This is a genomic window from Micromonospora sp. NPDC050200, from assembly GCF_040656135.1.
Classification (GTDB): Bacteria; Actinomycetota; Actinomycetes; order Mycobacteriales; family Micromonosporaceae; genus Micromonospora.
Genome location: NZ_JBFALG010000040.1, coordinates 39,537 through 62,428, shown reverse-complemented (window position 1 = coordinate 62,428; position 22,892 = coordinate 39,537). Strand labels below are relative to the sequence as shown.

Genomic DNA, 22,892 nt, shown 5'->3' with positions numbered 1-22,892 from the left:
CCCGACACCGTGTGGATCAACAAACCAGCAGCTCAACCCGCAGATCTACAGAACACCTGACCACGAAAACGTCTCACTTGACTTGACAGGTTCCGCAGCGCCGGCTCGGGGCGCAGCGTGCCGGCGAGCGGAAGGCCGAGCGCGCGCGCCACCTCGGTCGCCTTCAACCGGCCCGGCGCCGGCCCGCGCACGATCACGCCGAGGGCGGCGCAGTGCGGGGCCGCGGCGGCGACCACCCGGGCTGCCGCCGCGGTCGCCCGCAGCTCGGCCGGCACGACCAGGTACGCCTGGTCGGCCGCCTGCAACGCGACCACGGCCGCGTCGTCGAGCTGGCGGGGCACGTCGACCACCACGAAGTCGCGGCCCCGGCGAGCGGCGTCGACCGTGGCGGCCATCGCCTGGGCGGGCAGGGCCAACAGGTCTCCCCGGTCCCAGGAGAGCACCACCAGGTCGCCGCGGCTGGGCAACGCCCGGACCAACGCCGGTGCGTCCACCCGACCGTCCGCGTCGGTGAGCGCCGGCCAACGGAGGCCGTCCAGCTCCTCCCAGCCGAGGACGAGGTCGAGGCCACCGCCGAGCGGGTCGGCGTCGACCAGGAGGGTGCGCAGGCGGGCCCGGGCGGCGGTGACCGCGAGAGCGCCGGCAAAGACGCTGGCCCCGGCGCCGCCCCGCCCGCCGAGCACCGCGACCGTCCGCGCCGGCCCACTGAAGGGGCGGTCGGACCCGCACTCGGTGAGCCGGTCGACCAGCCAGGGCTCGGCTGCGGGGAGGGTGGCGACGTGTTCGGCACCGATCAGCTCGGCGATCTCCCACCCCGGGTCGAGTTCTCCGGTGCGGCCGACCAGGACCGTGCGGGGCCGCCGGGGCAGCCGCGCCCGCAGGCACGCCTGCGCCTGGTCACGGCCGACCAGCACCAGTGGCGCCGGCAGCCACCGGGCCCGGGCGGCGGCGGGATCGGCGGCCAGCTCGACCTCCGTACCGCCCGCAGCGGCGAGCCGGAGCAGCTCGTCGAGGAGGTCACCGTCCGAGGTAACCAGGAGCGGTAGCCGCCGGTGCGGCGGCAGTGAGGTACGGGGTGGCATCGCGGCCTCCAGCGGTCCGGCTCGGGGGTGCTGACCCAGACCCTGCTCCGACCACCGACCCGTCCACCGGCCTCGACCGCTCGTCTGTGGACAACGGGCGCCCCTGTGGACAACGCCCGCGCAGCCGGTGGATCTGCTAGGGCGACGAGCCCACTGTCAGCCCGAGAGCGTTGACGAGGGTCGAGCAGCGCCGCCCGAAAGCGAGGAAGGCGGACCGGGCCCCCTCCCGAAGGAGTGGGCCCCGGGCGCCGGCGGATCAGCCGAGTCGATCGGTCCAGCCAGCATCGAGGATCACCTGGTACGCGCTGATCCGAACGGGCGAGAGCGTCAGCCGCTCGTGGGCGAGCAGCTCACCCGTGTTCGGGTCGAAGATCAGCAGAGACTGCGCGTCGTGCTCGCGGTCGTCGAAGGTGACGGCTACGCCCATCCGCCCGGCACGGTCCGTCACCTGCCCTCGCCACAGGAATCCGGGAACGTCGGCGAGGACGCGCAGGATCTCCGCACGGGTCTGGCGCGGCACGATGTACCGCCCGTAGACGGTGCTGACCTCCTTGCTCGCGGCGCCCGCGCCATATCTGGCCTTGAGCAGTTCGCTCAACTGCGCCCTGTCGGACGGCAGCGGAGCGCGATCCAACGGTGGCAGCGGAACACTGACGGGGGCGGGGGTGGTGGAGACGGCAGGACCGCCCTTGAGTTCGCGCTGCCAGTAGTCCCGGGACTCCTGGTCAGGGAACTGCGGTTCGAGCTGGGTGGTGATCTGGTTACCGGTCCCGTCGGCGGCCTGCCAGACCTTCGTCTCGTCGGCGAAGGCGACGTGGTAGCGGCCGTCGGCGGACGTCATCACCGGGTCGCCCCACACCTTCGTGTGGTGGTACGTGTATCGGCCGCTCTGGTTGTCGTACGCGGCGTCGATGAGCTTGCCGGCCAGGGCGCGCAGGTGAGGGCGGGCCGCTGACGCGTCGGAGTTGAGCTGGTACGCGACCGGCACGAGCACCACCCCCGGTTCGACACCCGGCGGGTCGGCGATATCTGACGTGTTCGGGGTGGCGGCGTCGAACCGGTGGATGACTCCCGCGGTGCCAGCCACGACCGCCAGCGCCCCGGCCGCCAGAACCAGTCGACGGGTCGGGCGGGCGTGGCGATGACGGACGACATACTCGGTGGTGCCGGCACGGTCGATGAGGTCGCGCGCCGAGATCCGGGGTGGTGCGACGGCGGTGTTCCGGGCCGGGTCGACCGGCCCGAGGAGGGTACGGGTTCGCTCTGCTCCGAACATCACAGATCCCTTCGAGGAGTGGCCAGCACCGGGTGCCGTGTCGGCGGGGCGGCCTGGTCTGACATCGCTTCGGTGAGGCGGCGTCGGGCACGATGCAGGCGCACCGCCGCGGTCGCACGGGTACAGCCGAGAACCTGGGCTGCCTCGGCGACAGTGAGCTCCTCCCAACCGATCAGGCGGAGAATCTCCTGATCGAGGTCGTTGAGATCGGCCAGGGCGGCTTGGACGTCAGCGACCCCCACCGTCAGGTCGGCACCGGGCGAACTCGTTGCCCGCAGAAGGTCGGCGTCGGTGATCGGCAGTACGTCCGGAGCGGCCCGCCGGGACCGCCACTCGTTCGCCAGCAGGCGCCGAGCCACCCCGTACAGCCACGGCAGGCTGCGGTCCGGCACCTCGCGGCGACGCCGCCAGGCGATGACGAAGACGTCCTGGGCGAGTTCAGCCGACGCGTCCGCATCGGCGAGCCGACGTAGGCCGTACTTCACGATGTGTGCGTACTCGGCAGCGAAGAGCCGCGTGAACCAGCCCTCGTCGCGTTCTCCCGGTGGACCCATTCGAACTCCCCACGGTTTCGGCAACTCTCACCCTGGCTTGTGTCACCACCTGCCGGACGATTACCGACAACGACCTCTCGATCCGTTCCATGACGGCACGGCGAAGGGCGCTCGGCGCAAGTGAACAGCGCGTCCGAGGTCCTGGGCGTCCCGGCACGGCCGCAGGCCGGTGCTGACCGCTGGTCGCCAGCAGGCCGAGCCGGCGCCGCTCGCTCGGCTGGTAGAGACGGGGTGACGATCAAGCTCGGGCAACGGGTGCCACTCGTCCGGCGAGGTGCGCTGGGGGCTCTGGCATGATGTCCGCCATGCCTGCCACGCCTGGCCCTGGCCAGTCAGACATAGACCCGCCGACGGTGCCGTTGAGACTGGCCGGCGGACAGGCAGAAGCTGCCCCCGACAACACACGCTGGTTCATGTGGGCTGCCGTTGCTGGCGCCCTGGTCGTGGTAGTCATTGCCGCCCTGATGGTCGTGCTTTCCGGTGGCGATACCGAGCCGTCCCGGTCCCCAGCGGCGGCTCCTGTGGCTACGGAGGCTGCGGTGCCAGAGGCAGCCGAATCCGAGGTTGCCGGCGGGCCCCCGGTGTCCGCTTCGGCGTCCCCTTCCTCCTCGCCCTCGGCGAAGCCGTCCCCTAGTCCGAGCCTGCGCCCTATCGACCTCATCGCGGGACTGGACACCAAGGTCCTCGGGCTCGTTCAGGACGGGCAGTTGAAGCCGGATGCCGGTGAGGAACTGACAAAGCGGCTGCGGGAAGCCGCGGAGAAGCTCGCGGATGGTGAGGTCGACAAGGCGCGGGACAAACTCGCCGAGTTTGGCAAGAAGGTGGCCAAGCTGCGGGAGGAGGACAAGCTCTCCAGCAGCGGCTACCAGGCTCTTGCCGCCGGACTGAGGCAACTCGTGGCGCGGCTGCCCAACCGCTGATTGTTCGGCGGCTCAGGCTCTGTCTGGCCTTTCGACCGCTTCCGGCGCAGGTATCAAGCCGCCGCCAAGACCAGCCATTACACCGGCAAGCCCTCACAGAACCCTGAAACGGATCTCCTACTGGAGTACTAGCTAGGGCGGCTGGTCTCTAGGACGCCTGGCGGATGGGCATGTCGGCCAGCCAGACGTCGGCCAGGTCGCTGAGGGGGACGTCGAGGGCCTGGCTGAGGCAGACCACAGTGCCGAACGCCGGTGCGGGAAGGCGGCCCGCCTCGATCTTGCGCAGCGTCTCGGGGGAGATGCCGGCTGCCAGGGCCACCTCGACGAGGCTACGGCCGGCCCGCGCGGCCCGGAGGGCGGCTCCGAGGCGCTGGCCCGATGCGATCTGTTCGGCGGTGAGTGGTTGGCGAACCATGTCAGCAGGATATCCCTCCGGAGCGTCCCCGACCGGGCATGGTATAAAAATACCGGTATAAAAATACCGCATCCGGAGAGGGAGGCTGTTGTGATCGAGCTCAAGTCCGCCGAGGAGATCGGCCGGATGGCGGTGACCGGCCAGTTCGTCGGCGAGCTGCTCGCCGAGCTGAGCGGTGTCGCCGCAGTCGGCGTCAACCTGATAGACCTCGAACACCACGCCCGCCGCCGGATCAAGGAACGCGGCGCCGAATCCTGCTACTGGGACTACGCCCCTTCGTTCGGCCGCGGCCCGTTCCGCAACGTGCTGTGCCTGTCGGTCAACGACGCGGTGCTGCACGGCCTGCCGCACGACTATGTTCTGCGGGACGGTGACCTGCTCAGCATCGACATGGCGGCCGGCATCGACGGCTGGGTCGCCGACTCCGCGCTCTCCGTCATCGTCGGCACCCCCGACCCGGCCGACCTGAAGCTGATCGAGGCCACCGAGATCGCACTGGAGGCCGGCATCACCGCCGCCCAGCCCGGCGGCCGCCTCGGCGACATCTCCGCCGCGATCGGCGAGGTCGCCCACTCCTACGGCTACGGCGTCAACGCCGAGTTCGGCGGCCACGGCATCGGCCGCACCATGCACGAGGCCCCGCACGTCTCCAACAACGGCCGCGCCCGCCGCGGCATGAAACTCGACCCCGGCCTCACCATCGCCATCGAGCCCTGGTTCTGCCGCTCCACCGACAAAATCAAGTTCGACAACGACGGCTGGACGATCCGCTCCGCCGACGGCTCCCGCACCGCCCACTCCGAACACACAATCGCCGTCACGGCTTCCGGCCCCCAGGTCCTGACCCGCCGCCCCACTCACGGCGCCACCTCGGCCGATCCCACCAAAAAGCCCGCCACAGCCTCCTCACCCACTGCCCGCCTTGGGGCGTGACTCAGGGCGTTCCGGGGATGGGGCCTGCCGCAGCTTCCTGAGCAAGTCCCAGCCGCACGCCTCAGCCCACCGCTCAGCATGCGTGCCGTCCGGCTGGCCCCTTCAGCGGCCAGCTGTTGAGGCAGGTTGTCGCGCGGCCGTCTGCTTCCCTCTCGGCCGGCATCTCGGCCGCCCACTTCGAGCAGGCTCACCCTTTCCGCCAGCCTCTGACCATTCGATCTTTCGATCGTCTCCGCCGCTGCCGGCGCGAGCCTGCGCTGGGGCAGTGCGCGGGGCCGTCCTGGTCGTCGGTCGACCTCGATCGCGCCCTGTTGCGCGTGGTCCAGATCGCCGAGGAGACCCACGCCGGGGTCCTGCTCCGTCCGTATTCGAGGAGTCGCGCCGGGGTCCGGACCGTGCCACTGCCGGGCTTCCTGGTGGCCCCGCTGCGCGAACTGCACACGGCAGCCGACAATCCCGACCCGCGCACACTGGTCTTCCTCGACCGGGTGGGGCATCCCCTGCGCCCGTCCAACTTCCGCTGGCGGATCTGGCTACCCTCGCTGGTCCGCGCCGGTCTGCTCGGCCAGGTCGTCAACACAGGCCCGCACCGATACCGCGCCGTCTGGCCGGACCGGGCGGGCGTCGAATGGACTGCCGAGTTCACCACCGAGCGAGAAGCGATCGCGTGCGTGGCGGCCAGAGCAGTCGGCGGGATGCGGTTCCACGATCTGCGGCACGCACGCCACCTGGCTGGTCACGAACGGCGTCCCGGTCAACCTGGTGCAGCGGGTCATGGGCCACGAGCAGGCGTCGACCACGCTCAACCGTTACACCCACACCCCGGACGACTACGCCGCCGGGGTCCTGGCGGCCTTCGACAGCTCTGCTGCCTCTCTGCTGCCTCCGGCCGGAGAAACGCCGCCGGAGAGCGCCTTCGACGAGGACGGAGACGAACTGTGACCTGCATCGGAGTGCTCACGCCGGAAAGGGACGACCCCCGTCGGGGGGAGACGGGGGTCGTCGGGAGGTTCGGCTCCGGGGGGGCTGAGCCGAACCACTCAGCGGTCACGGGGGGTGCAACCGCCGAGAGCCTGCGAGTTGTCCGAGATATGAATACTCGTCTTGAGGACAAGCATGCCCGAGCAGACTGTTCACGTCGAGTGGTGTCGACCCCACTCAGGGCGAAAATGCGACCACAGCGTGTGACAGCCGTCACGTTGAGCAGGGGTTGCAACGGCTAGCCCGCAGGTCGGAGGGGCTGGTGACCCCGGGCACCCGCCGACCATAGACCATCGGGCTAGACTTTCGCGCCGTGGGCCGAAGTGCCGCTTTCTTCGATCTGGACAAGACCGTCATCGCCAAGTCGAGCGCCCTGGCGTTCGGTCGGCCGTTCTACCGGGACGGGCTGATCACTCGGCGTGACGTCGTCAAGTCGGCGTACGCGCAGCTGATGTTCCGGCTGGGCGGCACCGACGAGCAGACCATGGCCCGGACCCGGGACTACCTCGCCACGCTCTGCAAGGGCTGGCAGGTGGAGCAGGTCCGCCAGATCGTCGCGGAGACGCTGCACGAGCTGATCAACCCCTACGTGTACGCCGAAGCCGCCGCCCTGATCGAGGAGCACCAGACCGCCGGCCGGGACGTCGTGCTGGTCTCCGCCTCCGGCGAGGAGATGGTCCGCCCGATCGGCAAGCTGCTGGGCGTGACCGACGTGATCGCCACCCGGATGACGGTCGAGGACGGCCGCTACAGCGGCGAGGTGGAGTTCTACGCCGCCGGCCCGAGCAAGGTCGACGCGGTCAGCGAGCTGGCCACCACCCGCGGGTACGACCTCGCCGACTCGTACGCCTACTCCGACTCGTACAGCGACCGGCCGCTGCTGGAGTGCGTCGGCCATCCCACCGTGGTCAACCCGGACCGGGCGCTGCGCAAGCTCGCGGTGGAGAACGCCTGGCCGGTACTGGAGTTCCGGCACCCGATCCCGCTGGGCCGGCGGCTGCGGGAACGCCCGGCCGTGCCGGTGGCCGCGGCGGCGCTCGGCGTCGGCGTCGGGGTGGCCATCGGCATCGCCTGGTACGGCCGGTACCGCCGCGCCAAGGTCACCCCGGTCGCCTGACCCCCGCCAGGCCCACCCCTTCAGCCCGGACGGGTCAGGAGGCGGCGAGGACCTCGTCGCCGATGACGCTGAGCTGGTCGGCGCCCACCTCGACGGCCGACATGTAGTGCCGCAGCCAGGAGCGCAGTCCGTCCGGGGTGCCGGTGGCGAAGGCGCCGGCCGAGCCGACGTACTCCGGCTCCCGCTCCCGGTGCCCGACGTCGACGGCGACCAGGCCCCGCGGGTCGAAGCCGCTGGACATCAGCACCAGCCGGGCGGCGGCGCGGGCCACCACGCCGGACGGGCCGGCGAACGGGCGCAGGTTCAGCAGCTCGCCGTGTACGACGGCGGCCAGCACCAGCGGGGGGACGTTGGTGCCGCCGGCGATCAGCCCGGCGAGGCCGTCCAGCCGCGCGCCGACCACCGGGTCGGCCACCGGGCGGCCCAGTTCGTCCTCGGTGACCACGTTGCGGGCGGCGAGCACGTGCAGCTTGGCGAGCGCCTGCCGGGGGGCCTTCGGCCAGAGCTCGGTCAGCCCGGGCAGCGCCCCGGCCACCCGCAGCGCGCCCTGGAGCACCGGCTCGGTGACGGTACCGGCGCGGACCGTCTCGCGCTCGTGGACGTACCCCTCGAGGGCGGCGCTGGCCACCGCGGACCGGAGGCTGACCTCGGCCGCGACCTGGCCACCGTGCCGGCGCAGCGCGCGGTGCCGCATCGCCTCGTCGACCCGCTCGCGGGCCTGCTCAACGGCAGGGGCGATGTCGGCCAGCGCGAGCAGCGGGGCGAGCGGGTCCGTGGTCACCCCGCCACGCTAGCGACCCGGCCGCCCCCGGTGGCCGCCACCCGCCGGGAAGGCGACCCGCGCCACCGCCCCGCCTGCCGACGCGGCGCCGGGGCGGGGCCGGCGCGGCGCCGTCGGGCGCGCGGTGCCGGCCGCTCGGCGCGTACCGGTCGACGGAGTTGTCGCGGCCGTCCAGCGCCACGACTACCCTCACCCGGATAGGAGACGCAGGTCACCCGACGAAGGAGTCACCGCATGAGCGAGGCATTGGCCAACCTGCTGAACGAGACGCGCCAGTTCCCGCCGCCGGCCGCACTCGCCGCGGAGGCCAACGTCACCGCCGACGCGTACGCGGAGGCCGCCGAGGATCGGCTGGCTTTCTGGGAGCGGCAGGCCGGGCGGCTGGCCTGGGCGAAGCCGTGGGACCAGGTGCTCGACTGGTCGAATCCGCCGTTCGCGAAGTGGTTCGTCGGCGGCCGGCTCAACGTGGCGTACAACTGCCTGGACCGGCACGTGGAGGCCGGTCGCGGTGACAAGGTGGCGATCCACTGGGAGGGCGAGCCGGGCGACACCCGCACCCTCACCTACGCCGACCTGCACAGGCTGACCTGCCAGGCGGCGAACGCGCTGACCGAGCTGGGCGTGACCGCCGGCGACCGGGTGGCGATCTATCTGCCGATGATCCCGGAGGCCGCGGTCGCGATGCTGGCCTGCGCCCGGATCGGCGCCACGCACAGCGTGGTCTTCGGCGGCTTCTCCGCCGACGCGCTGACCAACCGGATCCAGGACGCCAGCGCCAAGGTGGTGATCACCGCGGACGGCGGCTATCGGCGGGGCAAGCCGTCGGCGCTGAAGCCGACGGTGGACGAGGCGGTGGCGAACTGCCCGTCGATCGAGCACGTGCTGGTGGTCCGCCGCACCGGCGAGGACGTCGCCTGGTCGGCGAAGGACCGCTGGTGGCACGAGACGGTGGAGACCGCCCCGGCCGAGCACACCGCGCAGGCGTTCGACGCCGAGCACCCGCTGTTCATCCTCTACACCAGCGGCACCACGGCCCGGCCGAAGGGCATCCTGCACACCACCGGCGGCTACCTGACCCAGGTGGCCTGGACGGCGCACGCCGTGTTCGACCTGAAGCCGGAGACGGACGTCTACTGGTGCACCGCCGACATCGGCTGGGTCACCGGACACTCCTACATCGTGTACGGCCCGCTGGCCAACGGCGCCACCCAGGTCATGTACGAGGGCACCCCGGACACCCCGCACAAGGGCCGGTTCTGGGAGATCGTCGACAAGTATCAGGTCACCATCCTGTACACCGCGCCGACGCTGATCCGCACCATGATGAAGTGGGGCGAGGACATCCCCGCCGGCTTCGACCTGTCGTCGCTGCGCCTGCTCGGCAGCGTCGGCGAGCCGATCAACCCCGAGGCCTGGATGTGGTACAGGCAGCACGTCGGCCGGGGCGAGCTGCCGATCGTGGACACCTGGTGGCAGACCGAGACCGGCGCGATCATGATCTCGCCGCTGCCCGGCGTCACCGAGACCAAGCCGGGCTCCGCGATGGCTTCGCTGCCGGGCATCAGCGCCGACGTGGTCGACGACCAGGGCCGGTCGGTGCCGAACGGCGGCGGCGGTTACCTGGTGCTGCGCGAGCCGTGGCCGTCGATGCTGCGCACCATCTGGGGCGACGACAACCGCTTCATCGAGACGTACTGGAGCCGGTTCGAGGGCATGTACTTCGCCGGTGACGGGGCGAAGAAGGACGACGACGGGCACATCTGGCTGCTCGGCCGGGTCGACGACGTGATGCTGGTGTCCGGGCACAACATCTCCACCACCGAGGTGGAGTCGGCGCTGGTGTCGCACCCGTCGGTGGCCGAGGCGGCGGTCGTCGGCGCCACCGATCCGACCACCGGCCAGGCGATCGTCGCGTTCGCCATCCCGCGCGGCACCGTGGACACCACCGGCGAGGCGGGTGAGAAGCTGATCGCCGAGCTGCGCAACCACGTGGCGAAGACGCTCGGCCCGATCGCCAAGCCCCGGCAGATCATGCTGGTGCCGGAGCTGCCGAAGACCCGCTCCGGCAAGATCATGCGCCGGCTGCTGCGGGACGTGGCGGAGAACCGGTCGCTGGGCGACGTCACCACGCTCCAGGACTCCTCGGTGATGGAGCTGATCTCCTCCGGGCTCGGCGGCGGCAAGTCCGACGAGGACTGACGGCAGGCGTACCCCAGATCGGTGGGTGACGGTCCGCGCGGACCGTCACCCACCGTCGTTTCTGACGGGTACGCCCCGGAATCCGTGGCCGGCGTCACATCGGTCGGTCGGGGGAGGCTCGAAGAGCTGAACGGCTACAGGAAACGTCGACCCCTGTCGTTCGTTCTCTTTCTGATTTAGGTTCACGCGAGTCGAGCCGGTTCGATGGACATCACATCGACGAAGTGCGCCGGTCGACTCCTCCCCCCCCATGCCCGAGAAACGGAGCGGCATGAACACATTTCCGCAATCCGGGTCGCGCCGACGCCTACTCGTCGCGCTGCCCGCCATCGCCCTAGCCGCCACGTCACTGGCCGTGACCGGCAGTGCGGCGGCCCAGACGTCCGGTCCCGCGCCGGCGGTGATCGGCGCGGACGAGCACTACATCAACTACGCCGAGCCCGAGGTGCAGCCGGACACCGCCGGCAAGGAGGTCAAGGGCAAGGACGGCATCCACACCCCGGCGGCGGACGAGGCCCGGACCTACGACCGCAAGTTCGCCGGCGGGAACCCGGTGGCCGCGCGGGAGCTGGCGAAGCTGGAGGCCAAGGCGATCAAGACCAGGCAGAACCCGCGTCAGATCAAGCAGGCCAACGGCACCCAGACGGCGAAGCTGCTGACCCTGCTGGTGGAGTTCAACGACCAGGCCAACGACGACTTCACCAACGTGATGGTCCCCAGGACGGTCTTCGAGGACCGGAGCTGTGTCCCCGGCACCGTGCAGAACGGACCGAAGCACAACAACCTCCCCGACCCGGGGACCCTGCCGCACGAGGACAACAACTCGATGTGGGTGCCGGACTTCTCCCCCGAGCACTTCGACAAGATGCTCTACACGAAGGACGGAATCACCGAGCGGGTCCGCAAGGACCTGACCGGGCCGGACGGCAAACCGGGCATCGACATCGCCGGACGCACCATGCACAACATGTACCTGGAGATGTCCAAGGGCGCGTACACGGTGGACGGGCAGGCCAGCCCGTGGATCACCGTGCCGCACTCGGAGGGCTGGTACGCGGCCTCGCGCTGCGTCCGGGACGAGAACGGCAACTGGGTCGCCGGGCGCCAGCAGTCGATGAACGGCCACCCGGACAACCCGCTGGGCGCCGGCCGGCTGGCCACCGACGCGATCGACGCGCTGGCCGCGATGGACCCGAACTTCCCGTGGGCCGACTACGACATCGAGGACCAGGGCGACCGGGACGGCGACGGCAACTTCAACGAGCCGGACGGCGTAATCGACCACCTGGTGCTGGTGCACGCCGGCCAGGGCAAGTCCCGCGGTGGCGGTGACCAGGGGGTGTACGCCGTCTGGGCGCACTCCTCCGCGGTGGCGGGCGGCTACACCATTCCCGGCACCCAGCTGCGGGTGTCGAACTACATCGTGCAGCCGGAGGACGCCGGGGTCGGCGTCTTCTCCCACGAGTTCGGCCACGACCTGGGCCTGCCGGACCTCTACGACACCTCGGGCAACGCCGACTCGGACGTCGACTTCTGGGACCTGATGGCCTCGGGCTCACACTCCGGTGAGATCTTCCAGGCGCTGCCGACCCACATGGGCCTCTGGGACAAGTGGGTGCTCGGCTGGGCCGACCCGCTGACCCTCTCGCCGGGCGCGGACCCGCAGAGCGTGCAGCTCGGGCAGACCTCGCGTACGCCGGTCGGCACCAAGGACGGCATCAAGATCAACCTGCCGAACAAGGTGATCACGCTGGCCCAGCCGCACAGCGGCACCGGCATGTGGTACAGCGGCGCCGACCAGGACTGGGCCGATGTCAAGCTGAGCCGGGAGGTGGCCGTCCCGGCCGCCGCCGACGCGAAGTTCTGGATGTGGAACAACTTCGTCATCGAGGCGGACTGGGACTTCGGCTTCGTCGAGGTCTCCACCGACGGCGGCGCCAGCTGGGCGGAGCAGAAGGTCTACGACGCCGCCGGCAAGCTGGTGTCGACCAATGACGGCTACGCCGACCCGAACGGCCGGATGGCCGACTACGGCAACAAGAAGTACGGCCTGAGCGGCGACACCCACGGCTGGCGCCACGACTACGTCGACCTGTCGGCGTACGCCGGCCGGACGGTGCAGGTCCGACTCCGCTACGCCACCGACGCGGCGTTCGTGGAGCGGGGCTGGTTCGCCGACGACCTGTCGGTCACCGGCGGCGGCGCCACCACCTGGAGCGACGACGTCGAGAGCGGCACCAACGGCTGGACCCTCACCGGCGGCACCTTCACCGACACCACCGGCCCGGGCTGGCGCATCGACGGCGGCACCCAGGTGAAGGCGCAGTACTACCTGGCCGAGTGGCGCAACTTCGACGGCTTCGACAAGGGCCTGAAGTACGCCTACGACACGGTGTACTCGCACGAGGCGTGGAAGGTCGACCGGATCTCGTACAACGCCCCGGGCATGCTGGTCTGGTACCGGGACACCGTGTTGGGCGACGTCAACCACGTCACCGCGCAGATGACCGCGCTGCCGAGCTACGGCGCCAAGGGCGGCCTGCTGATCGTGGACTCGCACTTCGACCCGTACCGCCGGCAGGGCGAGGCGGCCGCGAAGGACCCGTCGGTGCTGGACAACCTGCCCAGCCGTCCGCAGTCGGCCAACGCGGCCTTCTCGCTGACGCCGACGTACCCCTTCAAGGAGTGCCTGGAGGCGGCGGACGAGTTCTACAGCGAGTACTGCACGAGCTTCGGGGCCCAGGCCGCGGCGCCGGCGTTCACCGACGCCAGGGGCTGGTACCCGGGCATCGAGATCCGCAACGGCGCGGCGTACGCCCGGGACAACGACGCCTCGGTGGTCGTGCCGTCGAGGAACAACGCGAAGTACACCACCCGGGTGGTGAACCCGGACGGCACTCCGGCGACCGCGTACTACGGCGGCACCCTGGGCGGCGGGGCGATCGTGCTGGGCACCGGCAATCCGGGTGACCAGGGCGTCAGCTACGGCGTCTCGATCACCATCAAGCGGACCGCGGCGGACAACTCGTACGCCACGGTCTACGTGACGCCGGCGACGAACTGATCCGTCCGGATTCGTCCGACGGGACACCTGGCGGGGCCTGTCCAGAGCAGTCTGCTCTGGGCAGGCCCCGCCCTCTTACGCCATCCACATTTCCCTGGCCAACGGTGTGACAATTTCGTGGGCGGCAACGCTCTATCGTGGGGACTTCACAATCGCCGTCACTCCAAGCGATCGTGGCTGAACCATAACGTGAACCGTTGGTTGATTCGCGGGCCGATTGCTGCTGATTTGACCCCGGAATGCCGGGCACGTCCCGGCGCGATTGACCCGTGACAACCGTCCGAACCTCTGTCATTGTGAGTGACGCATGACATGACAGAGACGGTCATGGCTGTCCCCGTCATGTAACAGTTCCACAAAGGAGGAGGACCTTTGAGGAGACGAGTCACAGCCGGTCTGGCTTCGGCCGCGGCCGCGCTGCTGGCGGCCGGTGTCGTCACGGCGCCGGCGTCCGCCGCCCCGGCGGCGGAGCCCACCCCCGGCGCCGACAAGGCGAAGCACGGCAAGGACAACCTCCCGGATCCGAAGGCGGATCAGCAGCGGGAGGTCCGCAAGCAGGCCATCGCCGACCTGCTCCAGGGCAAGGCCAAGCTTCAGACGCGCAACGGCTCGAAGGTCATCCAGGTCAAGGACGACCTGTTCGTCGAGTACCAGCAGGCGCCGAAGACCGACCCGATCTTCACGATGTTGGTCAACTTCGGCGACAAGACCGACCCCCGGACCGGTGGAGCTGCCGGCCCGCAGGTCAACCAGATCCCGGAGCCGGACCGCAACTGGGACGGCAACCCCACCGACAACAACAGCACCCTGTGGCGCTCCGACTTCAACCGGCAGCACTACATGGACATGTTCTACGGTGCGGGCGAGTCGTTCCGGGACTTCTACCTGCAGCAGTCCGGTGGCCGGTACACGGTCGGCGGCGACGTCAGCGACTGGATCACCGTGCCGTACAACGAGGCGCGGTACGGCAGCAACAACATCTCCGACGCCGACGGTTCCTGGAACTTCGTCCGGGACAGCGCCACGTCCTGGTACGACGCCCAGGTCAAGGCCGGCAAGACGCCGCAGCAGATCAAGGACTACCTGAAGCAGTTCGACGTCTGGGACCGGTACGACTTCGACGGCGACGGCAACTTCAACGAGCCCGACGGCTACATCGACCACTTCCAGGCGGTGCACGCCGGTGAGGGCGAGGAGGCCGGTGGCGGCGCCCAGGGCGAGGACGCCATCTGGTCGCACCGGTGGGCCGCCTTCCCGAACCTCGCGGGCTCCGCGGGTCCGGCGGGCAACCTCTCCGGTGGTGTGCAGATCGGTGACACCGGCATGTGGATTCGGGACTACACCACCGAGCCGGAGAACGGCGGTCTGGGCGTGTTCGCCCACGAGTACGGCCACGACCTCGGTCTGCCGGACCTGTACGACACCGCCGGCGGCGACAACGGCGTCGGTTTCTGGAGCCTGATGTCCTCCGGTTCCTGGTTGAGCCACGGCACCGACGACATCGGGTCGACCCCGGGCTACATGGACCCGTGGTCGAAGCTGTTCCTCGGCTGGCTGAACCACTCGACGGTGGAGTACGGCAAGGGCAGCACCCAGGTGACGCTCGGGCCGGCCGGCGACAGCGACGGGCCGAAGGCCCAGGCGGTCGTGGTCAACCTGCCCGGGCAGAGCCAGACCACCTCGTACAACACCCCGTTCGCGGGTGCGAACGAGTGGTGGGGCGGCAGCGCGGACGACCTGAACACCACGCTGACCCGTCAGCTGGACCTGACCGGGGCGACGTCCGCGTCGATCACCGCGAAGGCCTGGTACGACATCGAAGAGGACTACGACTACCTCTACGCCGAGGTGTCCACCAACGGTGGCGCCAGCTGGGCCCCGCTCAGCAACTCGCTGATCGACTCCGGTGAGACCGGTGTCGACGGCTCCAGCAGCGGCAACTGGGTCGACCTGACCTACGACCTGTCCGCGTACGCCGGGCAGACCGTGCAGTTCCGTTACCGCTACCAGACCGACGGCGGCGTGCACCTCGCCGGCGCGTTCCTGGACAACGTGTCGCTGGTCAAGAACGGCTCCGCCGTCTGGACCGACGACGCGGAGACGCTGGACGCGGCGTGGACCGCGAAGGGCTTCACCCGGATGGCCGGCTCGGTCACCGACGTGTACCCCCGCTTCTACATCGCGGAGAACCGGACCTACGTCGGCTACGACGACGCCCTGCGGACCGGTGGGTACAACTTCGGCTGGGCCAACACCCGGCCGGACTTCGTGGAGCGGTTCTCGAACCAGCCCGGCATGCTGGTCTGGTACGTGAACTACGCGTACGGCGACAACAACACCTCGCAGCACCCGGGGTACGGCCTGAACCTCCCGGTCGACGTCCGTCCGGACAAGATCAACGTCGGCGGCCAGGGCGTCATCACCAACCGCCGCGGCGGCTACGACTCGACGTTCAGCCTGTACGCCAAGCCGGCGCAGACCTTCCACAAGAACGGCGTGGCGGTCACCGTGCCGGAGCTGGAGCCGAACCCGATCTTCAGCGACAAGGGGATCGGCAAGTACTGGAACTCGGGCAACGCGTGGAACTCGGTGAAGGTCGCCGGCACCGGCACCACCATCGAGATCCTGCAGCAGGGCACCACCCCGACCAGCGACATGGTCGTGAAGGTCACCAACTGATCGGGTAACCGGCAAGTCCGAAGGGGCCGGTGGCGGCGACGCCACCGGCCCCTTCCGCACTCCCGGTCATCGAGATCTGTCATTACACTCCGGTGCCACGCCGCCCCACGCCGACCACCGGCATTCGTCGCGGAACACCACCACGAACGCGGGAAACCGATCCGGCGCACGACTCGGACCGGTCACCCCGCGAGCATCGTGAAAATCAGCCCGGTCGGCTGACCGACCGGGCGGTCCCGGCCACCCACCGGGCCGGCGGGACGGTCCGCCTGCGCCGGGGTCCTAGGCTGGGGCACATGACCGAGCAGCGTGGCGGACCCGTCGACGAGTCGTGCGTCCTGACCGAGGGTCCGTGGACGCACCGCTTCGTCGGCGCGAACGGCAGCCGGTTCCACGTCGTCGAGGCCGGGACCGGCCCGATGGTGCTGTTCCTGCACGGCTTCCCCGAGTACTGGTGGGCCTGGCACCAGGTGCTGCCGGCCGTCGCCGACGCCGGCTTCCGGGCGGTCGCCGTCGACCTGCGCGGCTACGGCGCCAGCGACAAACCACCCCGCGGGTACGACGGCTACACCCTCGCCGCCGACGTGGCCGGGCTGATCCGGGCGCTCGGCGAGCGCTCCGCGACCGTGGTCGGCAGCGGCGCGGGCGGTCTGATCGGCTGGACGGCCGCCTCGTTCCACCCGACCCTGGTCCGCCGGCTGGTGGTGCTCGGCGCACCGCACCCGCTGCGGCTGCGCGCCGCCATCTTCGCCGACCCGCGCGGGCAGTTCGCCGCCTCCACACCCACCCTGAAGTTCCAGCTGCCCCGCTACGAGCACGTGCTGGCCCGCGACGGCGGCGCCGCCGTGGAGGAGATGCTGCGCCGCTGGGGCGGGCCGCACTGGGTACGAGGGCCGGACTTCGACGCGTACGTGCGGCGCTGCCGGGAGGCCATCCAGATCCCGCAGGCCGCCTTCTGCGCGCTGGAGGGCTACCGCTGGGCGTTCCGGTCGGTGCTGCGGCTGCACGGTTACCGGTTCGTCCGGCTGATGCAGAAGCCGCTGGTGACCCCGACGCTGCAACTGCACGGGGCGCTGGACACCGCCTCACTGCCGCGTACCGCCCAGGGGTCCGGCCGGTACGTCACCGCCCCCTACGAGTGGCGGCTGCTCGACGGGGTGGGGCACTTCCCGCACGTCGAGGCCCCCGAGACGGTGCTCGGCGAAATCCTGCCCTGGTCGAAGACCTGACCTCGGCCCGTCAGACCCGCTGCTCGCGCAGGTCGGCCACCTCGGTGGCGGGCGCCCAGCCCTGGTAGACGCCGAAGTCGAAGACCTCCAGGCCCATCGCCTCGGCCACCGGCCAGCGCCCGCCGGTGTACTCCACCCGCAGCCAGCCGTCGTGCTCGCCGAGCACGACGAACGGCTGCCCCTGCCAGGTGCAGGTGGTCCGCACGTACGCCAGGTCCTCGACCTCGCCGGCCGGGACCACCCGGACGTGCCGGCCGGGGCGTACCTCCTCGAAGCCGTCATCCGGTTCGGGCTGGTAGATACGGATGTCGTCGCCGTCCGGGCTGGCCTGGTACTCCCGCCCGCGCCACCGGGCCACGTAACCGTCCCGCATCACGGCTCACCCACCTGTCGCCAGAGCAGCGCGTCGGTGTCGAGGAGGGCGATCACCCGCTCGGTGCCGTCCGCGCCGACCCGCCAGAGCTGCGCGCCGTGCGGCAGCCGGGCGCTGTCCACCTTGAACTCGGCCACCACCTCGGTGCTGTCGCCGGGGGCGAAGCCGTTGCCCCGGAACGGCGGGCGTTCGATGACCCAGCCCTCCATCGCCCGCATGGCGGCCTCGTTCTGCCCGCCGTACGGGATGCGGTAGAGGCTCGGCCGGTAGGCCGGCCAGCGCAGCACGTAGATCCGGTCGGCGTCCCGGACGAAGGGCGAGTTCGGGTAGCCGAGACCGAGCGCGTCGTGCAACTGGGCCGGGGTGTTGAGGTGCGCCAGCTCGTTGGCCCGGTGGACGAAACCGGACACCCGGTCGTACCCGCGCTCCAGGTAGTAGGCGAGCTGGGTCGGGGCCACCGCCTTCTGCATGGTCACCGGCCGGGACGGGTCGGTGACCTGCGGGGCGTAGCGGACCCGCTCGGCCGGTTCGTCGGCCACGACCGTCGCCGGCTCGGCCTCCGCGTCGTCCCCGAGCCCCACCTCGGCCGCCCAGTTGGCCAGGCCGACGATCTGCTCGCCCGGCAGCTTCGCCCCGACCGGGCTGCCCGGGTTGACCGCGAAGGACCACACCTCGTCCGGCCAGCGCCGGATCAGCTGCACGAACCGGACCTCGACCGTCTCCACCGGCTCCGGGCAGTGGTCGGACAACCGCTCGGGCGAGGTGTGCACCACCACGTACGGCTCGCCGTCGAGTTCCTCGGTACGCCAGACGAAACCGGGATCGCCGGGACGACTGCCGGGCGCCGAGTCCGGTGCCACCGGAAGGAGCACCCGGGCCAGCAGCAGGGTGGAGAGGAAGGTGTCGGTGCTGCCGGAGCCGGCCGCGCCCAGCAGGTCCTCCTCGACCGCGTTGGCGGGCTGGAACGCCTCGGCCGCCTCGGCCGGCGCGTCGGCCCGAGCCACCGGGTCGGCGCTGCCCGCCGACGGGAAGGTCTCGCCCGACGGGGTGCGGTCGACGACGGAAGGGCCGGTGAGGGTCGGCGCGGGCTGCTCGGGCTCGGACGGTGGCGTCCCCGCCACCGAGCCGCCGAAAGCCGGCGAGACGGGCGCGGCGGGCGCGGCCGGGGCCGCGAAGAGCGACTCCGCCCGGTCGTCGGAGACCGGGGCGAGCGGCTCGGTGGGTTTCTCCGCGCCCGGGGCGGCCCCCGCCGTTGCTCCGCCGGCCACCGCGGCGAACGGCTCGGTGCGCTGCTCAGGGGCCGGGAAGACCGGCCCGGGGGCGGGGAGGATCGGCTCGGTGCGGTCGCCGGCGAACGGGGTGGACGGTCCGGCGGCGAAGGCCGGGGAGGGGAGGGTCGTCCCCGGCACGCCGGAGGCGGCGAACTGCCCGCCACCGGCGGAGCTGTTCATGCTGGCGCTGTTGTCCAGGCCGGTGGCCGGCGAGGCCCGGCCCGGCTCGGGGGTGACGGGCAGGTCCCGGGACTCGATGACGGTGCCCTCGATGACGATGGGCGAGAAGCCGCGACGCGGGGCTGGCGGCGAGGAGACCGGCTCGGCGATCGACACCGGCAGCTCCTCCGCCGGCGGCGGCGCGGGCCGTGCGGACTGATCGGGCAGGCGCTGGGTCTGCTCCTCCGCCGGCGGCGTCGCAGGCGTGGGATGCGGCCGCGGCAGCGCCTGGGTGGCCTCGGCGTCGGGTGCCGCCGCCACCCGGAACGCCCGGGTGGGCTCCGCGGCCAACGGGTCGGGACGGCGGTCCGCGGGGGCGGGGATGGGTTGCGTCGCCTGCTCACCGGAACCGTCGAACTGGAACGCCCTGGTCGGCTCCTCCCCGGACTGGCCGGTCGCCGGGCGGCGGCGGGGGAACGCCTGGCCGCCGAGCCCGGGCCGCGGCGGCGGTGCGGCGCGCTCGCCGGCGCGCGACGGGTCCCGCAACGCCCGGGCCGTGGCACCGCGCTCCGAGGCCGGCTCGAAGAAGGAGCTCCGGCCGTTGGGCGGGCCGCCGTCCCCGGAGGGACGGGTGCCCATTGCCTCCCCGAGGAGCCGACGCCGGGACGTGGCCGGCCCGGGTGCGCCAGGCTGCCGGGCCGGACCGTCGGGATCGGACGGCGACGCGGCCGCCGGCCGGCCGTGGACCGGGTCCGCCGCAGGTCGGGGGCCGCCGCCCGGCCGCGTCCCGCCGTCGGCGGGCACGGCTTCCGGGTACGAGGCGGCAGCCGGCACGACCGGCTCCGGGCGCGGCCCGTCCCGGTACGGCGTGGCCGACGGGCGGGCCGGGTGCGGCACCCGCCCCGAGGCCGGCCCGGGGAAGCCGGGGCGGGCGGTCGAGGCGTCCGGGCCCGCACCGATGGCGGGCGTCGGGTTCGGCGGCGACACCGGGCGCGGCTGCGACCGAATGGCGGTGGAGGGTTCATCCGCGTTCGTCGCCGCCTCGTCGCTGGTGCCGTCGGCCCGGCTGCGGGCGAGCGACTCCGCCCGTTCCAGCCGGGCGCGGGCGCCCATCGTGCGACCGGGCAGGCGGACGTCTCCCCGGGAGAGTTGCGAGACGAACCACGCCGGCAGGTAGCCCTCGATGGCCAGTCCCGGGTTGACGGCCAGCCACCACTCGTGGTTGGGCCAGGTGGCGGCGAGGTCGGGGTACCGGACGCGGCGGCTGGGGCCGGCGGTGGCGCCCAGGCAGGCGCGCAGCGCGGCGGAGGAGGTGAAGGCCAGCACGTGCGTCCGGCCACCCGTGGTCCAGGTGCCCCAGCCCATCGGGATCTCGCCGGCGAGCGCCTGCGCGGAGACCGGCAGGAGCAGCTCGGTGCCGGCCAGGATGCGGAAGTAGAGCTCTTGGTCGTTGGCGTGCAGCGCGTCGCGCAGGGCCGTCTCGGCCTCGGTAGCCGGCTCCCAGTCGGTCACGGCCACCTCTCTTCCCGCTAACAGGCCACAGGCATCGCGTACAACCTACAAGGTACGAACAAGATCACAATGGGCTGGCCGAAGGCGGCGCGCGAGGCGATAACATCGCGTTCCGGAGTCGACACGATACGGAGGCGGTCGATGTACCGGCCCAGCGCGCGACCGACCCTCGCCGGTCTGGCGGCGGTCCTGCTGACCGGCCTGCCGGCGCTCGCCGTGTCGTCGGCCACTCCCGCCCGGGCCGCCGCGCCGGCCTGCTCCGCCCCACTCGCCCCGGCCCGGTCCGTGGCCACCGCGCCCTGGACCCAGCGCCGGTACGCCCCGGAACGGCTGGCCCCGCTGGCCACCGGCGCGGGCGTGACCGTCGCGGTGATCGACTCGGGGGTCGACCGGCGGCACCCGCAACTGCGCGGCCGGGTGCTCGACGGCACCGACTTCCTCGACCCGGGCGGCGACGGCACCCGCGACTGCGCCGGTCACGGCACCGGGGTGGCCAGCATCATCGCGGCCGCGTCCGCCGACGGCGTCGCCTTCCACGGGCTGGCACCCCGGGCCCGCATCCTGCCGGTCCGGGTGAGCGAGCAGCAGGTGGTCCAGGGGCGCGAGTCGGGGCGCACGGTCAGCGCGGCGGACTTCGCCCGGGCCATCCGGTGGGCGGTGGACCACGACGCCGACGTGTTGAACCTCTCCGTCGTGCTGTACGCCGACAACCCGGCCGTGCGGGAGGCGGTGGCCTACGCGGTGCGCCGGAACGTGGTGGTGGTGGCCGCCGCCGGCAACCTGCACGACAGCGGTGACCCCCGCCCGTACCCGGCCTCGTACGACGGGGTGCTGGGGGTGGGCGCCATCTCCCCGGACGGCACCCGCGCCGCCTTCTCCCAGGCCGGCTCCTACGTCGACCTGGTGGCGCCCGGCAGCGACGTGCTGATGGCCGCGCCGGAGCAGGGGCACCACCGGGCCGAGGGCACCAGCTACGCCACGCCCTTCGTGGCCGCCACCGCGGCGCTGGTCCGGCAGTACCGGCCCGACCTGACCGCGGCGCAGGTGGCCCGGCGGATCGTCGGCACCACCGACCCGGCGCCGGGCGACGTCCGGGGCGGGTACGGCGCGGGCGTGCTCAACCCGTACCGGGCGGTCACCGACACCGGGGCCGCCGCGACGGCCGGGACGCGGGCCGCCGCCCTGTCGGCGGACCGACCCGACCCGGCGCTGCTGGCCCAGCGGGCGCGACGCGCGGCGGCGCGGGACCGGGCCCTGCTGGTCGCCGGGGTCACCGGTGCGGCCGTGGCGGCGGCGGTGCTGCTGGCCCTGGTGCTGCCGCGCGGCACCGGGCGCGGCTGGCGGCCGGCCGGACCGGCCTGAGCCGGGGGCGGGTGGTCGGCACGGCGACGGCGGCGCCGACGGATCGGTCGGGCGCCGCCGCGCGGCCGGGTTCACTGGAACAGGCCGACGTTCTTCTTCTCCGTGTCGAGGTAGTCGGTGGCGGAGTCGTCCACCGCGAGCTTGATGTCGCGCAGCATGGCCTGGAGGTCCTGCGAGGCGGACCGCCACCGGGCCTGCCGCTGCTCGTACGCCTGCTGCGCCTCGCCGGCCCAGCCGGCCACCAGCGGGGCGGCGTCGCGCTCCAGCTGGCCGAGCTGCGAGTCGAGCGTGTTCAACGCCTTCTGGATGTCCGCGCCGGCCTGCTGCAGCGCGGCGAAGTTGACGACCAGGACACCATGGTCCATCGGGTGCTCCTCCCCCTGGGTGTGGTTACAGCGGCAACTGGATGCCGCGGTTGGTGCCGGAGACCCGGCTGGCCGCCTCGTCGTCGGAGACGTCGTACTGCTGGCCGGCGGTGCGGATCGCCGAAGCGGTCTCCCGCAGGGCCCGCTGCAACGCCGCCTGGTCCTGCGACCACTGCTGCTTGACCTGCTCGAACGAGCGGCCACCGGCACCGCGCCAGGCCTGCTGCAACACCTCCAGCTCGGCCATCAGGCCGCTGAGCATGCTCTGCAGCGACTGGTCCACCTGCTCGAACTTCGCGGCGGTCTGCTGCATCACCGCGGCTTCTGCCTGGGTCTGGGCCACCCGGACGTCACCTCGTCTCTCGGTCGTGGCTGCCGTCGGACGATCCATGAACGCCTCGGGACGGGGCCCACGGCGGCGACGGTCAGCCGAACTCGTCGCTGACGGTAGCGGCCCGATCGCGGTTGTGCTACCCCCTCGCCCTCCCCTGTGGACAACCGTCGCCGGAGCGGCCCCTTACCATGGGTCACGTCGCCATCGCGGTACGGTGCCGAAGTGTGGCGGCCCGTGGCGGTGCGACACGTCGAGCGGAGGAGACGCGGTGACGGCGAGCACGACG

19 protein-coding genes are annotated in these 22,892 nt (G+C 71.8%); 9 read left to right on the top strand and 10 right to left on the bottom strand.

Going from position 1 to position 22,892, the window contains the following annotated elements; genetic code table 11:
• Positions 1-32: 32 nt before the first annotated feature.
• From ssd to AB0I41_RS24030, 3 genes are all read right to left on the bottom strand, one after another.
• Positions 33-1,082 carry a septum site-determining protein Ssd gene (gene ssd / locus AB0I41_RS24040; protein WP_357111560.1) on the bottom strand — a complete coding sequence of 350 codons (1,050 nt, stop codon included), beginning with the start codon at positions 1,080-1,082 and terminating at the stop codon, positions 33-35.
• A 256-nt stretch (positions 1,083-1,338) separates the two neighbouring features.
• Positions 1,339-2,358 carry a CU044_5270 family protein gene (locus AB0I41_RS24035; protein ID WP_357111557.1) on the bottom strand — a complete coding sequence of 340 codons (1,020 nt, stop codon included), beginning with the start codon at positions 2,356-2,358 and terminating at the stop codon, positions 1,339-1,341.
• Entirely contained in the window at positions 2,358-2,912 is a 555-nt protein-coding gene (locus tag AB0I41_RS24030) for a sigma-70 family RNA polymerase sigma factor (RefSeq protein WP_357111554.1), read from the bottom strand. The genes AB0I41_RS24035 and AB0I41_RS24030 overlap by 1 nt, the downstream gene beginning before the upstream one ends.
• Before the next feature lie 353 nt (positions 2,913-3,265).
• Between AB0I41_RS24030 and AB0I41_RS24025 the strand changes: the two genes are divergently transcribed.
• Positions 3,266-3,832, top strand: a complete 567-nt coding sequence (locus AB0I41_RS24025) for a hypothetical protein (RefSeq protein WP_357111552.1) — start codon at positions 3,266-3,268, stop codon at positions 3,830-3,832.
• A 148-nt stretch (positions 3,833-3,980) separates the two neighbouring features.
• Here the strand turns inward: AB0I41_RS24025 and AB0I41_RS24020 are convergent, their stop codons facing one another.
• Positions 3,981-4,247, bottom strand: coding sequence for a helix-turn-helix transcriptional regulator (locus AB0I41_RS24020; RefSeq protein ID WP_357111549.1), 267 nt, complete (start codon positions 4,245-4,247; stop codon positions 3,981-3,983).
• Between the two features lie 90 nt (positions 4,248-4,337).
• Here AB0I41_RS24020 and map point away from each other — a divergent pair, with 90 nt between their 5' ends.
• On the top strand, positions 4,338-5,180 hold the full coding sequence (gene map, locus AB0I41_RS24015; protein ID WP_357111546.1) for a type I methionyl aminopeptidase: 843 nt from the start codon (positions 4,338-4,340) through the stop codon (positions 5,178-5,180).
• 533 nt (positions 5,181-5,713) lie between these two features.
• On the opposite strand, the gene AB0I41_RS24010 is transcribed toward map, so the two are convergent.
• Entirely contained in the window at positions 5,714-5,920 is a 207-nt protein-coding gene (locus AB0I41_RS24010; RefSeq protein WP_357111544.1) for a hypothetical protein, read from the bottom strand.
• A 22-nt stretch (positions 5,921-5,942) separates the two neighbouring features.
• Here AB0I41_RS24010 and AB0I41_RS24005 point away from each other — a divergent pair, with 22 nt between their 5' ends.
• Positions 5,943-6,122, top strand: a complete 180-nt coding sequence (locus AB0I41_RS24005; protein WP_357111541.1) for a hypothetical protein — start codon at positions 5,943-5,945, stop codon at positions 6,120-6,122.
• Positions 6,123-6,474: 352 nt separating this feature from the next.
• On the top strand, positions 6,475-7,278 hold the full coding sequence (locus tag AB0I41_RS24000) for an HAD-IB family hydrolase (RefSeq protein ID WP_357111539.1): 804 nt from the start codon (positions 6,475-6,477) through the stop codon (positions 7,276-7,278).
• A 34-nt stretch (positions 7,279-7,312) separates the two neighbouring features.
• Here AB0I41_RS24000 and AB0I41_RS23995 read toward each other — a convergent pair whose 3' ends face one another.
• Positions 7,313-8,059 carry an oxidoreductase gene (locus AB0I41_RS23995; protein WP_357111537.1) on the bottom strand — a complete coding sequence of 249 codons (747 nt, stop codon included), beginning with the start codon at positions 8,057-8,059 and terminating at the stop codon, positions 7,313-7,315.
• 234 nt (positions 8,060-8,293) lie between these two features.
• Here AB0I41_RS23995 and acs point away from each other — a divergent pair, with 234 nt between their 5' ends.
• The 4 genes from acs (at position 8,294) to AB0I41_RS23975 (ending at position 17,230) form a co-directional block, all read left to right on the top strand.
• Positions 8,294-10,258 carry an acetate--CoA ligase gene (gene acs / locus AB0I41_RS23990; protein WP_357111534.1) on the top strand — a complete coding sequence of 655 codons (1,965 nt, stop codon included), beginning with the start codon at positions 8,294-8,296 and terminating at the stop codon, positions 10,256-10,258.
• Positions 10,259-10,529: 271 nt separating this feature from the next.
• Positions 10,530-13,322: an immune inhibitor A domain-containing protein gene (locus AB0I41_RS23985; protein ID WP_357111531.1), complete on the top strand. Its 2,793-nt coding sequence runs from the start codon at positions 10,530-10,532 to the stop codon at positions 13,320-13,322.
• 372 nt (positions 13,323-13,694) lie between these two features.
• Positions 13,695-16,001: an immune inhibitor A domain-containing protein gene (locus AB0I41_RS23980; RefSeq protein WP_357111528.1), complete on the top strand. Its 2,307-nt coding sequence runs from the start codon at positions 13,695-13,697 to the stop codon at positions 15,999-16,001.
• Positions 16,002-16,297: 296 nt separating this feature from the next.
• The gene (locus AB0I41_RS23975; RefSeq protein ID WP_357111525.1) at positions 16,298-17,230 is read left to right on the top strand and encodes an alpha/beta hydrolase; all 933 of its coding nucleotides are present in this window, start codon (positions 16,298-16,300) and stop codon (positions 17,228-17,230) included.
• Positions 17,231-17,240: 10 nt separating this feature from the next.
• Here AB0I41_RS23975 and AB0I41_RS23970 read toward each other — a convergent pair whose 3' ends face one another.
• Positions 17,241-17,606, bottom strand: coding sequence for a hypothetical protein (locus AB0I41_RS23970; protein WP_357111523.1), 366 nt, complete (start codon positions 17,604-17,606; stop codon positions 17,241-17,243).
• A complete protein-coding gene (locus AB0I41_RS23965; RefSeq protein ID WP_357111520.1) occupies positions 17,603-20,545 on the bottom strand; it encodes an SseB family protein in 2,943 nt (980 codons plus the stop codon). Before AB0I41_RS23965 ends, AB0I41_RS23970 begins: the two co-directional genes overlap by 4 nt.
• A gap of 141 nt (positions 20,546-20,686) precedes the next feature.
• On the opposite strand from AB0I41_RS23965, the gene mycP reads away from it, so the two are divergent.
• Complete coding sequence (gene mycP, locus AB0I41_RS23960; protein ID WP_357111517.1) at positions 20,687-21,907, top strand: type VII secretion-associated serine protease mycosin; 1,221 nt, start codon at positions 20,687-20,689, stop codon at positions 21,905-21,907.
• A gap of 71 nt (positions 21,908-21,978) precedes the next feature.
• Here mycP and AB0I41_RS23955 read toward each other — a convergent pair whose 3' ends face one another.
• Together AB0I41_RS23955 and AB0I41_RS23950 are read right to left on the bottom strand one after the other, a co-directional pair.
• Positions 21,979-22,272 (bottom strand): WXG100 family type VII secretion target, encoded by a 294-nt coding sequence (locus AB0I41_RS23955; RefSeq protein ID WP_357111514.1) that lies wholly within the window; start codon positions 22,270-22,272, stop codon positions 21,979-21,981.
• Positions 22,273-22,297: 25 nt separating this feature from the next.
• The gene (locus AB0I41_RS23950) at positions 22,298-22,615 is read right to left on the bottom strand and encodes a WXG100 family type VII secretion target (protein WP_357111511.1); all 318 of its coding nucleotides are present in this window, start codon (positions 22,613-22,615) and stop codon (positions 22,298-22,300) included.
• Positions 22,616-22,892 lie beyond the last annotated feature (277 nt).